We start from the raw sequence: 14,266 nt of genomic DNA, 5'->3' as shown, positions 1-14,266 counted from the left end.
CCCGTAGCCCGGGCAAGGCGCGTTAAGCGCCGCCCCCGGGAAAAGAGCGCAGAGTAGGATATTTTCCCGGAGGCGATGATGCGCATCAGTCCGGGCTACTTGACCCGCGTCGAACTCGCCGGGCGATTGCTTTATGGCAATCCGCAGTAAGATGTTACTTCTTCTTCGACGGGTCGTTCTTCGGCCAGTCGTCATCGTCGTCCCACTTGTCGTTGAAGTCGCGATGCGGGGGCAGATCCGGTTTATTGTTGAGAAATTTTTTGTGGTCAACGCGGGTCAGATCTTTAATCACGTTGATCATCACGCCCACCAAAAATACCAACACCAGAACCCACCAGTATTTCGTTAGCCAATCCATGCGCTTACCTCTTCTCTATTGATGCCGTCAGGCGACCAGCTGTTCCATGATGCGTTGGTACATCCGCGCCAGCAGCTGGAGGTCGGCGGCATTCACACACTCGTTTATTTTATGAATGGTGGCGTTCACCGGCCCCAGTTCAACCACCTGCGCGCCCATACGCGCGATAAAGCGCCCGTCGGAGGTGCCGCCGTTGGTCAGCAGCTGCGGTTTTATTTCATTATAGTGCTCAATGGCGTTAACCACCGCATCAACCAGCTTACCGCGGCTGGTCAGGAACGGCTGGCCTGAGAGCCACCAGTCGACGCTGTAGCGCAGCGCGTACTTCTCCAGCAGCGCCACGACGCGCGCTTTAATCATTTCGTCGGTCAGCTCGGTGCTAAAGCGGAAGTTGAACTGGACGAACATATCGCCGGGAATTACGTTGTTGCTGCCGGTGCCGGACTGCACGTTAGCGATTTGCATACTGGTCGGCGGAAAGAACTCGTTGCCCTTATCCCATTCGATATTCACCAGCTCCGCCAGCATCGGCGCGGCGCGGTGCACCGGGTTATCGGCGAGATGCGGGTAGGCCACGTGCCCCTGTACGCCGTGAATGGTCAGGTTGCAGGTCAGAGAGCCGCGACGGCCGTTTTTCACTACATCGCCGACGACTTCGGTGCTGGACGGTTCGCCGACCAGGCAATAATCCAGGCGCTCGTTGCGCGCCATCAGCGCTTCAACAACCTTAACGGTGCCGTTTTTGGCGCTGGCTTCTTCATCAGAAGTGATCAGGAAGGCCAGACGACCTTTATGATTTGGATACTGAGCGACAAAACGTTCGGCGGCGACGACCATTGCCGCGAGCGAGCCTTTCATATCCGCGGCGCCGCGGCCAAACAGCATGCCGTCGCGAATGGTGGGTTCAAAGGGGGGATTAATCCAGCGATCGGCGTCCCCCGACGGGACGACATCGGTATGGCCGGCAAACGCCAGCGTTTCCCCGCGCCCGCGCCAGGCCCAGAAGTTTTGGGTATCCCCGAAATCCATCGGTTCAACGGTAAAGCCAATCGCACGCAGGCGTTCAATCATTAACGCCTGGCATCCCGCATCATCGGGGCTGAGGGAAGGGCGGCGAATAAGCTGCTGAGCCAGCTCAATGACCGGGCAAGACATAGACTACACCTCGTTAAACTGCTGATAACTTGATTCACTGAAACCCAGCAGCATAGGCTGACCGGGCGCGCAGAGCAATGGGCGTTTAATGATTGCCGGCATTTCCAGCATCAGTTTTGCCGCAGCGTCGGCGTTATTGATACCGGCGCGGACCGTTTCATCCAGCTTGCGCCACGTCGTCCCCCGGGTGTTAAGCAGGGCTTCCCAGCCGAGTTCAGCGATAAAGGTATCTAATAAAGTGCGATCCAGACCATCGACACGATAATCATGAAAGCGATATTCTATCTGCTGCGTCTCCAGCCAGCGGCGAGCCTTTTTTATGGTGTCGCAGTTTTTTATCCCGTACATGGTAAGCATGATTAAACCTTTTCCGTTGAATTAAACGATTGGCTAAGAATGTTCCGAATATATAAGCCCTGAATAAATAATACGTGAAATGCTTTAATAAATATCGTTTTTTCCCGTCGGGATATATTCATTGTTACATTTTGGCTGTTTTTTAAACGCCCCTGACGGCGTTTCCTGGCCTCGAGGCGGATTCCGGTGATTCAGGCTGATGAACAAATGTTGCTAAATGTTGCTGTTGGTCACATTAAAATGCGCAAAATCGGCTCATAGTACTTACGAATGAAAGAGAACGTTCCGCAGGGGGTAATGAAAGTTATCAGTACGATAGCGCAAACAGGCTTTTAACCATCAATGAATTTGCATAAAATCACCCATAATAATAAGAGAGGCTATTATGATTGAACACGAACTGGGGAACTGGAAAGACTTTATCGAAGGCATGCTTCGTAAATAGTTTTCCGCAATAAAAGCATGGCGATTTCACAGGCAGAATAATAATGCAGTTGAAGCGACCACATGAAAAAGGCGACCTGTCCGGTCGCCTTTTCTGTTATTTGGCCCTGGCGAAAATATCGTCAGGGCGCGTCCCGATTATTGCGGCCGTTCCTTGAGCGGGAAGCGGCGGCGTACCAGCACAAAGAACAGCGGCACGAAGAAGATAGCCAGCACCGTGGCGGAAATCATCCCGCCCATCACCCCGGTGCCGACGGCATGCTGGCTGCCGGAGCCCGCCCCGGTGCTGGTGGCCATCGGCAGTACGCCGAAGATAAACGCCAGCGAGGTCATCAGGATCGGCCGCAGACGCTGGCGGCAGGCGGAGAGCGTGGCGGTAAGCAGATCTTCGCCTTTCTGATTCAGCTCATTGGCAAATTCGACAATAAGAATGGCGTTCTTCGCCGACAGGCCGATAACCGTCAGCAGGCCCACCTGGAAATAGACATCGTTTTCCAGGCCGCGCATCCAGGTTGCCAGCAGCGCGCCGATAACCCCCAGCGGCACCACCAGCATCACCGAGAACGGCACCGACCAGCTTTCATACAGCGCCGCCAGGCACAGGAACACCACCAGCAGCGAAATGGCGTACAGCGCCGGCGCCTGCGCCCCGGAGAGCCGCTCCTGATAAGACATCGCCGTCCATTCGAGACCAAAGCCGTTCGGCAACTGCTGGGCCAGCTCTTCCATAATCGTCATGGCGGTACCGGTACTGACGCCCGGCGCGGCTTCACCGACGATCTCTACCGCCGAGTAGCCGTTGTAGCGCTCCAGACGCGGCGAGCCGGTCTCCCAGCGCGAGGTCGTGAAGGCGGAGAAGGGCACCATCGTACCGCTGCTGTTGCGCACGTACCACAGGTTGATATCGTCCGGCAGCATGCGATACGGCGCGGCCGCCTGAACGTAGACCTTCTTCACGCGGCCGCGATCCATAAAGTCGTTAACGTAGCTTGACCCCCACGCGGTCTGCAGGGTGTCGTTGATATCGTCGATAGAGACGCCCAGCGCCTGCGCTTTACGCTGATCGATGTCCACCTGAAGCTGCGGACTATCGTCGAGGCCGTTGTGGCGGACGCGGGTGAGCTGGTTATTTTTGCCGGCTAGCTCCAGCAGGGTATCGCGGGCGGCCATCAGCGCTTCGTGTCCGTTGCCCGCGTGATCCTCCAGCTCCATATCGAAACCGGCGGAGCTGCCCAGACCGCTGATGGCCGGCGGACTGCTGGCAAAGACGCGCGCTTCTTTAATTTTGTTAAACGCTTTGGTTGCGCGTTCGATGATGGCAAAAGATGAACCGGTTGTGGGATCGCGTTCGTCCCAGTCCTTCAGGCGTACGAACATACGCGCCACGTTCTGGCCGTTGCCGCCGGGGCCGGAGCCGATGGTCGCGAACACCGATTCAACGTTTTGCTTCTCATTGTTCAGGAAGTAGTCTTCCGCCTGCTGCACCACCTTCAGGGTTTGCTGTTGGGTTGAGCCGCTCGGCAACTGCACCGAAGTGGTAAACATGCCGCGGTCTTCCAGCGGCAGGAATGACGTGGGCAGATGCAGAAACAGAAAGACCATCCCGCCCAGCAGCAGGACGTAGATCATTATCCAGCGCAGCGAACGATGAAGAATTTTGCCGACCGCGGTTTCGTAGCGGCTGGCGTTACGGTTAAACGTGCGGTTAAACCAGCCAAAAAAGCCCCGCTGCCCGTGGGTTTCGCCTTTATGAACGGGTTTAAGCAATGTGGCGCACAGCGCCGGGGTGAGGATCATCGCCACCAGCACCGACAGCACCATCGCCGAGACGATGGTAATCGAGAACTGGCGGTAGATCGCGCCGGTGGTGCCGCCGAAGAAGGCCATCGGCACAAATACCGCCGATAGCACCATGGCGATACCGACCAGCGCGCCCTGAATCTGCCCCATTGATTTTCGCGTCGCTTCACGCGGCGAGAGGCCCTCCTCGCTCATGATACGCTCGACGTTCTCTACCACCACGATGGCATCGTCCACCAGCAGGCCTATCGCCAGCACCACCGCGAACATGGTTAAGGTGTTGATGCTGTAGCCGCAGGCGTAAAGGACGGCAAAGGTTCCCATCAGCACCACCGGAACGGCGATGGTCGGGATCAGCGTGGCGCGGAAGTTCTGCAGGAACAGATACATCACGAGAAAGACCAGCGCGATGGCTTCAAGCAGCGTTTTCACAACGTCGGTAATCGACGCCTTAACGAATGAGGTGGTTTCGTAAGCGACTTTATATTCCAGGCCGTGCGGGAAATATTGCGACAGCTCGTTCAGACGGCTGATGACGCGTTCAGCGGTCGCCATTTCGTTTGCGCCAGAGGCCAGCTTAACCCCCAGCCCGGACGCCGCCTGGCGGTTGTAGCGGCTGAGGTAATCGTATTTTTCCGCCCCCATCTCGACGGTGGCGACGTCGCCAAGGGTAACTTCCGAACCGTCCTGATTAACCCGCAGGGTAATATCACGGAACTGTTCCGGCGTTTGTAACAGCGATTGTGAATTAATCGTCGCGTTGAGCGCCTGTTTATCCACCGACGGCGTGCCGCCCAGCTGGCCGACGGCGATCTGCGCGTTCTGCGAAGAGATGGCATCAGTGACGTCTTTCGCCGTCATCTGAAAGCTGTTGAGTTTGGCCGGATCGAGCCAGATGCGCATCGAATACTGCGAACCATAGGCGTCAATATCTCCGACGCCGTTGACCCGGCTGAGCGGGTCCTGAATATTACTGGCGACGTAGTCGGCGATATCCTGTTTATCCATACTGCCGTCGGTAGAGACGAAGGCGATCGTCAGGATATTAGTATCCCCGGTTTTACGCACCGTTACGCCCTGGTTCTGGACGGCCTGCGGCAGTTTGCGCATCGCCGACTGTAGCTGGTTCTGCACCTGCTGGACCGCTTCATCCGGATCGGTCCCGGCGGTAAAGCTCAGCGTCACGGTGGCCTGGCCGGTGCCGCTGCTCTGGGATGACATATACATCAGGTTATCGAGGCCGGTCATATTTTGCTCGATAACCTGGGTGACCGTATTTTCCAGCGTCTGTGCCGAAGCGCCCGGATAGTTCGCTGTGATCCGTACGTTAGGCGGGGCAAGGTCGGGATATTGCTCAACGGGAAGCGACAAAATTGCGAGCGTACCGGTCAGGCATAAAAGTATTGCCAGTACCCACGCAAAAATGGGGCGATCGATAAAAAAATTCGCCATCAGAATTAGGACCTCATTTTGCACATTTTTTTGTTATTGCACAGCCTGTGACACTCTAGCGGCAAGCCCTCAGGCAATCGTGGAGAAAATAAGGAGATAGTGTAATTTATCGTGTGCCTTTTATGGCAGCGTAAAGAACTCTCTTTCTTCCTCTATCTGCTCCTTCCTTTCGGCGCGCCGCCGCGGTGGCGCATACGTAGCGCATTATTACTTAGCTAAATAAAACGTGATTTCATTTAAGTCAAAAAAATTGATCCACCTCGGGTTATTACCAAAAAATCGGCAACATGTGCAAATGCACATTGTTCCGGCACCGTTTTGTCGGGTAATAGATAAGCATGCGAATTGAGGGGTTATTCACCACGAAGACTGAAGGATGTCATGAACCACTTTATTTTAAGCGATAGTCATAAGTGCATCGGATGCAAGGCTTGTGAAGTTGCCTGCGTCATGGCGCACAACGATGAGCAGCATGTTTTGACCCCGCAGCGTTTTTTGCCGCGCATTACGGTTATCAAAAACGAGCAAAAACGTAACGCCGTAACCTGCCACCATTGTGAAGGGGCGCCGTGCGCCCGCAGTTGTCCCAATGGCGCCATCAGCCAGCTTAACGACAGCGTCCAGGTTAATCAGGAGAAATGCATCGGCTGTAAATCCTGTATGGTTGCCTGCCCGTTTGGCGTGATGCAAATCGTCCTGACGCCGGTACAGGAGGAGAGGGTCAAAGCGACGGCGCATAAATGCGATTTGTGCAGCGGTCGCGAAGAGGGGCCCGCCTGCGTACAAAACTGCCCGGCCGAAGCGCTGGTACTGGCAACGGACAGCACGCTGGTGAATCTGGCGAAACAGCGGCGTCAGCGCGCGGCGCGTCTTGGCCACCCCGGCGCGGCGATGGCGCCTTGCTCCGCGGGCAAAGTCGCGCAGATGGCCGCGACGCCGCCGCGCGGCGAGCCCGACAAGCTATCCGCCGAGGCGCGTAAGGCCAATTTTAGCGAAATTTATCTGCCGTTCAGCGCCGGGCAGGCCAACCGCGAGGCGGAGCGCTGCCTGACGTGCGGCGAGCACAGCATTTGTGAATGGACCTGTCCGCTGCATAACCATATTCCGCAGTGGATTGAACGCGTGAAAGAGGGGGATATTTCCGCCGCCGTGGAGCTTTCTCACCAGACCAACTGCCTGCCGGAAATTACCGGCCGCGTCTGCCCGCAGGATCGCCTGTGCGAAGGGGCCTGCACGCTGCGCGATGAGCACGGTTCGGTGACTATCGGCAACATTGAACGCTATATCTCCGACCAGGCGCTGGCCAACGGCTGGCGGCCGGATCTTTCTCAGGTCGTTGAAAGCGGCAAGCGGGTGGCGATTATCGGCGCGGGTCCTGCCGGGCTCGCCTGCGCCGACCGTCTGGTGCGTAACGGCGTGAGTCCGGTGGTCTTTGACCGTCATCCGGAAATTGGCGGTCTGCTGACCTTTGGTATTCCGGCCTTTAAGCTGGATAAATCTCTGCTTGCCCGGCGGCGGGAAATCTTTACCCAGATGGGCGTGCGCTTTGAGCTGAACTGCGAGATAGGCAAAGATATCCCGCTGACGACGCTGCTTGATGACTATGACGCGGTATTTATTGGCGCCGGAACCTATCGCTCGATGAAAGCGGATCTGCCGAATGAAGACGCGCCCGGCGTATATGACGCGCTGCCGTTCCTGATAGCCAACACCAAACAGGTGATGGGGCTGCTTGAGCTGCCGGAAGAGCCTTACGTCAACACCGAAGGGCTGAACGTCGTGGTGCTCGGCGGCGGCGATACGGCGATGGACTGCGTGCGTACCGCGCTGCGCCACGGCGCGAAGCAGGTTACCTGCGCCTATCGTCGCGATGAAGCCAATATGCCTGGTTCGAAGAAAGAGGTGAAAAACGCGCGCGAAGAGGGGGCGCAGTTTGAATTTAACGTCCAGCCGGTCACCCTGGAGCTGAACGAAAAGGGACACGTCAACGGCGTACGCTTTCTGCGTACCCGGCTGGGCGCGCCGGACGCTCAGGGGCGCCGCAGCCCGTCGCCAATCCCCGGAAGCGAGTTTGTCATGCCCGCCGACGCGGTGATCATGGCTTTTGGTTTCCATCCGCACGGTATGCCGTGGCTGGAATCGGTGGGCGTTAAGCTCGATAGCCGGGGTCGAATCAAGGCCAATGTGGAAAGCCGCTACCGCTACCAGACCACCCATCGCAAAGTGTTTGCCGGCGGCGATGCGGTGCGTGGCGCCGATCTGGTGGTGACCGCCATGGCGGAAGGCCGCCACGCGGCGCAGGGGATAATGGACTTCCTCGAGGTTAAATCGATTCCGCTTCACTGACGACAAAGCGGGCTTCACAGCGTAGTATGGAATCGTCATTTCACGCTGTGGGGCTCGTATGTCACTCAATATCAACATTATCAAAGATAAAATCCTCTCCGAAAACTGGTTCCTTTTGCGCAACATGACCTATGAACTGACGCGCAGCGACGGCAGCGTGGTTCGCCATAGACGCGAAGTCTACGATCGCGGCAACGGCGCTACCATCTTGCTGTATAACCGCCATAAGCAGACCGTCGTGCTGGTTCGCCAGTTCCGCATCGCGACCTGGATAAACGGCAACGAAGACGGGATGCTGATTGAAACCTGCGCCGGGCTGTTGGACAGCGATGAGCCGGAGGAGTGCGTGCGCAAAGAAGCCATTGAAGAGACCGGTTTCGAAGTGGGTGAAGTGCGCAAACTGTTTGAACTGTTTATGTCGCCCGGCGGCGTCACCGAGCTTATCTATTTCTTTATTGCCGAATATAACGATACTCAGCGGGCCAACGATGGCGGCGGCGTTGATGATGAAGATATTGAGGTGCTGGAGCTCCCTTATCATCGGGCGCTGGAGATGATGGCGAACGGGGAGATCCGCGATGGCAAAGCGGTGATCCTGCTGCAATATTTGCAAACCTCCGGGCTGATGAACGGGGATCTCTGATAAATCCGATTGAGTAAAACCTCGCCGCTGGTGAACATAGCCGCTGTGTATGGCGTTTTCTCCGGGGTTGTGCCGCTCATGTTGCATCGGGTTATTTTGTTTCTGCTTTTCGGTTTACTGCCGACGTCGCTGGTGCGGGCGGCGCCGGCACAACAGCTCTTCAATGACTGGCAGGTAACCTGCAACAATCAGAACTTCTGCGTGGCCCGCAACGTCGGGCTGCATCACGGCCTGGTCATGACCCTCACCCGCAGCGCCGGGGCGGCTACCAGCGCCAGCCTGCGCATTGAACTCGGCGGCGTGGGCAATCCGGTCGCGGCGCTGGCGCCGATTGCGCCGCGCCTTCGCCTCGATGGTAAACCCCTGTCTCTGGGCGATAAACATTGGCAGATCGCCGACAAACTGCTTGAAACCGACGATAGCGTCACCATTGATGCCTTTCTGCAGCAGGTGCAGGCAGCAAAGGCGATAACCCTCGAAAATGGCCTGCAGGCCATCTCTTTACAGGGGCTGAAAGCCGCCCTGCTGTTTATCGATAGCCGGCAGAAGCGCGTGGGGAGCGAAACCGCGTGGGTAGGGAAGGGGGAAGAGCCGCCGCTCAGCGTTCCGCCCGCCCCGGCGCTGCGCTCGGTGGCGAGAATCGACGTGGCGGAGTCCCCCCTCAGCCGCGATGAACTTAACGATCTCATGGATTATGGCAACGAGCGCATGAACAGCAGCGCCTGTTCGCTGGATCCGTTTCGCCGCGAGGTGCGGGTTGCCGCGCTGACCGACGATAGGGTGCTGCTGATGACCAGCTGCGAAGCGGGCGCCTACAACACCATTTGGCTGGCCTGGCTGGTGTCGCGCCAGCGGCCGTATATTGCTCATCCGGTACGGTTCACTCTGCCTTTCCAGCCCCCCGGCGACGGGCCGCGCGATGTCGAACTGGTAAACGCCCGCTACGACGATCGACGCCAGGAACTGGTGACGCTGGATAAAGGGCGCGCGCCCGGCGACTGCGGGACGCAAACGCGCTGGCGCTATGACGGCCAGCGGTTTAGCCTGGTACGCTACGCGCGGCAGCCGCAGTGCGATAACTGGCAGGGGCCAGACGCCTGGCCCACGCTCTGGGTTACCCGTTCAGTACCTCGTCCCCCACGGTAACGATATGCTCAACGGTAAAGCCGAAGTAAGGGAAGAGCTTATCCGCGGGGGCCGATTCACCGTAGCCGGTCATGCCGACGATTTTGCCTTTTAGCCCCACATACTTATACCAGTAGTCGGCGATGCCGGCCTCAACCGCGACGCGGGCGCTGACGTCCGACGGCAGGACCGATTCCCGGTAGGCTTCCTCCTGGGCATCAAACACGTCGGTCGATGGCAGGGAAACCACGCGCACGTTCACCCCTTTGGCCAGCAGCTTCTCCGCCGCCAGCACGGTGATCTCGACTTCCGAACCGGTAGCTATCAGGATCAGGTCCGGCTTGCCGCCAGCGTCCTTCAGCACGTAGCCGCCGCGGGCGATATTCTGTACCTGCTCCGGCGTGCGCGCCATTTGCGCCAGATTTTGCCTTGAGAGGATCAGCGCCGTCGGCCCGCTGTGACGTTCGACCGCCAGCTTCCACGCCACCGCGGCCTCCACCTGATCGCACGGTCGCCAGGTGCTGAAGTTTGGCGTCAGGCGCAGGCTGGCCAGCTGTTCTACCGCCTGGTGCGTCGGACCATCTTCGCCGAGACCGATGGAGTCGTGGGTATAGACCATGATTTGCCGCGCTTTCATCAGCGCCGCCATACGCGCCGCGTTGCGGGCATATTCGACGAACATCAGGAAGGTGGCGGTATAGGGGACAAACCCGCCGTGATGCGCGATGCCGTTGGCGATGGCCGTCATCCCGAACTCGCGTACGCCGTAGTGGATATAGTTACCCGCCGGATCCTCTTTCAGCGAAGTCGATCCTTTCCAGATGGTCAGGTTGCTGGGCGCGAGGTCAGCGGAGCCGCCCAGCAGTTCCGGCAGATGCGGGCCGTAGGCATCGAGGGCATTTTGCGAAGCCTTGCGGGTGGCGATTTTCGCCGGGTTAGCCTGCAGATCGGCAATATACTTCCGCGTCGTTTCATCCCACGACTCAGGCAGTCCGCCGCTCATGCGCCGCGTAAACTCCGCCGCCAGCTGCGGATGAGCCTGCTGATAGGCGGCAAACTTCTCCTCCCAGCTTTTCTGCGCCTTTTGTCCCTTTTCACGCGCGTCCCAGGCCCGGTAGATCTCTTTCGGGATCTCAAACGCCGGGTGATGCCAGCCCAGCTGCTGGCGCGCCAGCGCCACTTCCTGTTCTCCCAGCGCCGCGCCGTGTGCCTCTTCTTTCCCTGCTTTATTCGGCGAACCAAAGCCTATCACCGTACGGCAGATAATCAGCGAGGGTTTGTCCTTCACGCTCTGGGCTTCCAGAATCGCTTTCTTCACGGCTTCGGGGTCGTGGCCGTCAATTTCATGCACCACATGCCAGTGATAGGCCTCAAAGCGTTTTGCCGTGTCATCGGTAAACCAGCCTTTGGTTTCGCCATCAATGGAAATGCCGTTGTGGTCGTAGAAGCCGATCAGCTTGCCCAGTCCTAACGTCCCCGCCAGAGAGCACACTTCGTGAGAAATCCCCTCCATCAGGCAGCCATCGCCCATAAACACGTAGGTGAAGTGATCGACGATCTCATGATCTGGCTGATTAAACTGGGCCGCCAGCGTGCGCTCGGCGATAGCCAGGCCCACGGCATTCGCCAGTCCTTGCCCCAGCGGACCGGTGGTGGTTTCCACTCCCGGCGTATAGCCAATCTCCGGGTGGCCCGGGGTTTTTGAATGCAGCTGACGGAAGTTTTTTATCTCTTCGATGGGCAGGTCATAGCCCGTCAGATGCAGCAGGCTGTAAAGCAGCATCGACGCGTGGCCGTTGGAGAGAATAAAGCGGTCGCGATCGTACCATTGCGGGTTTTCAGGATTGTGCTTGAGGAAATCGTTCCATAGCACCTCGGCGATATCGGCCATACCCATTGGCGCGCCGGGGTGGCCGGAGTTGGCTTTCTGGACTGCATCCATACTCAGGGCGCGGATGGCGTTGGCTAGTTCTCTACGGGACATAATGTGCTCCTGAAACAATAGGTTACATGAGTTTTTATTGGATTAGGATAGAGAGGGTGATGAGTTGCATAACTAAAAAGCATAGCAGACGGGGCTATCATTGCTTCTGAAACTAAGTTACATAAACAATATAAATCGATAACAAATATAACTTTGTTATGGCGAGAGTTTGGCGGTGTTCAAAGTTTACGAAGCCGTCAGGCGAGATACTAGGTGGCCCTTTAGGGTGAACACCAGGTACGCGATAACGTTTCACCCCCTACGATCGATACGTGAAAGGAACGATAAAATGGATGAGCAGTTAAAACAAAGCGCCCTTGATTTCCACGAATTCCCGGTCCCCGGAAAAATCCAGGTCTCCCCGACCAAACCGCTGGCTACCCAACGCGATCTGGCCCTGGCCTACTCGCCGGGCGTCGCCGCGCCCTGCCTGGAAATCGAGAAGGATCCGCTGGCAGCCTATAAATATACCGCGCGCGGCAACCTTGTAGCGGTGGTCTCCAACGGCACGGCCGTTCTGGGGCTGGGCAATATCGGCGCGCTGGCCGGTAAGCCGGTGATGGAAGGCAAAGGCGTTCTGTTTAAAAAATTCGCCGGTATCGATGTGTTCGATATTGAAGTCGATGAACTGGACCCGGACAAATTTATCAACGTCGTCGCGGCGCTGGAGCCGACCTTCGGCGGTATCAACCTTGAAGATATTAAAGCGCCGGAGTGCTTCTACATCGAGCAAAAGCTGCGCGAGCGCATGAATATTCCGGTTTTCCATGACGATCAGCACGGGACGGCGATTATCAGTACCGCGGCGATTCTTAACGGTCTGCGGGTGGTGGAGAAAAACATCTCCGACGTGCGGATGGTGGTCTCCGGCGCGGGCGCGGCGGCGATTGCCTGTATGAACCTGCTGGTGGCGCTGGGGATGCAGAAACACAACATCGTGGTCTGCGACTCGAAAGGCGTTATCTATAAGGGCCGCGAGCCGAATATGGCGGAGACGAAAGCGGCCTATGCGGTCGAAGACAGCGGCAAACGCACGCTGGATGACGTGATTGACGGGGCGGACATTTTCCTCGGCTGCTCGGGCCCGAAAGTGCTGACTCAGGAGATGGTGAAGAAAATGGCCCGCGCGCCGATGATTCTGGCGCTGGCTAACCCGGAGCCGGAGATTCTGCCGCCGCTGGCGAAAGAGGTGCGCTCCGACGCCATTATCTGTACCGGCCGCTCCGACTATCCGAACCAGGTGAACAACGTGCTGTGCTTCCCGTTCATCTTCCGCGGCGCGCTGGACGTCGGCGCAACGGCGATTAACGAAGAGATGAAGCTGGCGGCGGTGCACGCGATTGCCGAGCTGGCGCACGCTGAACAGAGCGAAGTGGTGGCCTCCGCCTACGGCGATCAGGATCTGAGCTTCGGCGCGGAATATATCATTCCGAAGCCGTTCGACCCGCGGCTGATCGTCAAGATTGCTCCGGCAGTGGCGAAAGCGGCGATAGACTCCGGCGTCGCGACCCGCCCGATCGCCGATTTTGATGCGTACATCGAGAAGCTCAGCGAGTTCGTCTACAAAACGAACCTGTTTATGAAGCCGATTTTCTCGCAGGCGCGCAAAGAGCCGAAGCGGGTGGTACTGGCGGAAGGCGAAGATACCCGCGTACTGCACGCGACTCAGGAGCTGGTCTCCCTTGGGCTGGCGAAACCGATTCTGATCGGTCGTCCCGGCGTCATTGAGATGCGCATCCAGAAGCTGGGACTGCAGATCAAAGCCGGGGTTGATTTTGAGATCGTCAATAACGAATCCGATCCGCGCTTCAAAGAGTACTGGAATGAATATTACACCCTGATGAAGCGCCGCGGGATCACCCAGGAGCAGGCGCAGCGGGCGGTGATCAGCAACACTACGGTCATTGGCGCGATCATGGTGCAGCGCGGCGAAGCCGATGCGATGATCTGCGGCACCATCGGTGACTATCACGAGCACTACAGCGTCATTCAGCCGCTGTTTGGCTACCGCGAAGGGGTTCATGCGGCCGGGGCGATGAACGCGCTGCTGCTGCCGAGCGGCAACACCTTTATCGCCGACACCTACGTCAACCACGATCCCTCGCCGGAGCAAATTGCCGAGATCACCCTGATGGCGGCAGAAACCGTTCGTCGATTCGGGATTGAACCGCGGGTGGCGCTGCTGTCGCACTCGAACTTTGGTTCCTCGGACTGCCCGTCCGCCAGCAAAATGCGCCAGGCGCTGGAGCTGGTGAAGGCGCAGGCGCCGGAGTTGATGATCGATGGCGAAATGCACGGCGATGCCGCGCTGGTGGAAAGCATTCGTAATGAGCGGATGCCGGACAGCCCGCTGAAAGGTTCGGCCAATATTCTGGTGATGCCGAATATGGAAGCAGCGCGTATTAGTTACAACTTACTTCGCGTCTCCAGCTCTGAAGGCGTCACCGTCGGACCGGTGCTGATGGGCGTCGCGAAGCCGGTGCATATCCTGACGCCAATTGCTTCGGTACGGCGTATCGTGAATATGGTCGCGCTGGCGGTTGTTGAAGCGCAAACTCAGCCGCTGTAATTTTCATTTAATTATTTCAGGCGCGGGAATTCT

Annotated in this window: 9 protein-coding genes and 1 pseudogene; 5 read left to right on the top strand and 5 right to left on the bottom strand. The window is 57.8% G+C overall.

The window, feature by feature from the left end; genetic code table 11:
• Positions 1 to 154 precede the first annotated feature (154 nt).
• Genes ABLU96_RS20400 through ABLU96_RS20390 form a run of 3 tightly spaced genes read right to left on the bottom strand, consistent with a single transcriptional unit; the run spans position 155 to position 1,870 of the window.
• Complete coding sequence (locus ABLU96_RS20400) at positions 155 to 358, bottom strand: YpfN family protein (RefSeq protein WP_004123464.1); 204 nt, start codon at positions 356 to 358, stop codon at positions 155 to 157.
• Positions 359 to 385: 27 nt separating this feature from the next.
• On the bottom strand, positions 386 to 1,513 hold the full coding sequence (dapE, locus tag ABLU96_RS20395) for a succinyl-diaminopimelate desuccinylase (RefSeq protein ID WP_004853076.1): 1,128 nt from the start codon (positions 1,511 to 1,513) through the stop codon (positions 386 to 388).
• 3 nt (positions 1,514 to 1,516) lie between these two features.
• A complete protein-coding gene (locus ABLU96_RS20390; protein ID WP_004853073.1) occupies positions 1,517 to 1,870 on the bottom strand; it encodes an ArsC family reductase in 354 nt (117 codons plus the stop codon).
• A gap of 385 nt (positions 1,871 to 2,255) precedes the next feature.
• On the opposite strand from ABLU96_RS20390, the gene ypfM reads away from it, so the two are divergent.
• A complete protein-coding gene (ypfM, locus tag ABLU96_RS20385; protein ID WP_100181659.1) occupies positions 2,256 to 2,315 on the top strand; it encodes a protein YpfM in 60 nt (19 codons plus the stop codon).
• Between the two features lie 137 nt (positions 2,316 to 2,452).
• On the opposite strand, the gene acrD is transcribed toward ypfM, so the two are convergent.
• Entirely contained in the window at positions 2,453 to 5,566 is a 3,114-nt protein-coding gene (gene acrD, locus ABLU96_RS20380; RefSeq protein ID WP_025106617.1) for a multidrug efflux RND transporter permease AcrD, read from the bottom strand.
• A gap of 381 nt (positions 5,567 to 5,947) precedes the next feature.
• Here acrD and aegA point away from each other — a divergent pair, with 381 nt between their 5' ends.
• The 3 genes and pseudogenes from aegA (at position 5,948) to ABLU96_RS20365 (ending at position 9,701) form a co-directional block, all read left to right on the top strand.
• Positions 5,948 to 7,912: a formate-dependent uric acid utilization protein AegA gene (gene aegA, locus ABLU96_RS20375; RefSeq protein ID WP_025106618.1), complete on the top strand. Its 1,965-nt coding sequence runs from the start codon at positions 5,948 to 5,950 to the stop codon at positions 7,910 to 7,912.
• Positions 7,913 to 7,970: 58 nt separating this feature from the next.
• Positions 7,971 to 8,568: pseudogene (gene nudK / locus ABLU96_RS20370) on the top strand (GDP-mannose pyrophosphatase NudK).
• Positions 8,569 to 8,633: 65 nt separating this feature from the next.
• Positions 8,634 to 9,701, top strand: a complete 1,068-nt coding sequence (locus ABLU96_RS20365; RefSeq protein ID WP_064404611.1) for a DUF1176 domain-containing protein — start codon at positions 8,634 to 8,636, stop codon at positions 9,699 to 9,701.
• Here the strand turns inward: ABLU96_RS20365 and tkt are convergent.
• A complete protein-coding gene (gene tkt, locus ABLU96_RS20360) occupies positions 9,670 to 11,664 on the bottom strand; it encodes a transketolase (RefSeq protein WP_014230336.1) in 1,995 nt (664 codons plus the stop codon). The genes ABLU96_RS20365 and tkt overlap by 32 nt on opposite strands.
• Positions 11,665 to 11,953: 289 nt before the next feature.
• Here tkt and maeB point away from each other — a divergent pair, with 289 nt between their 5' ends.
• On the top strand, positions 11,954 to 14,233 hold the full coding sequence (gene maeB, locus ABLU96_RS20355) for an NADP-dependent oxaloacetate-decarboxylating malate dehydrogenase (protein ID WP_064404385.1): 2,280 nt from the start codon (positions 11,954 to 11,956) through the stop codon (positions 14,231 to 14,233).
• Positions 14,234 to 14,266: the final 33 nt, after the last annotated feature.

Source organism: Klebsiella sp. CN_Kp106 (assembly GCF_040064575.1).
Taxonomy (GTDB): Bacteria; Pseudomonadota; Gammaproteobacteria; order Enterobacterales; family Enterobacteriaceae; genus Klebsiella; species Klebsiella michiganensis.
Note: the sequence above shows the minus strand (reverse complement) of the source record. Positions and strands in the feature narration are given on the sequence as shown.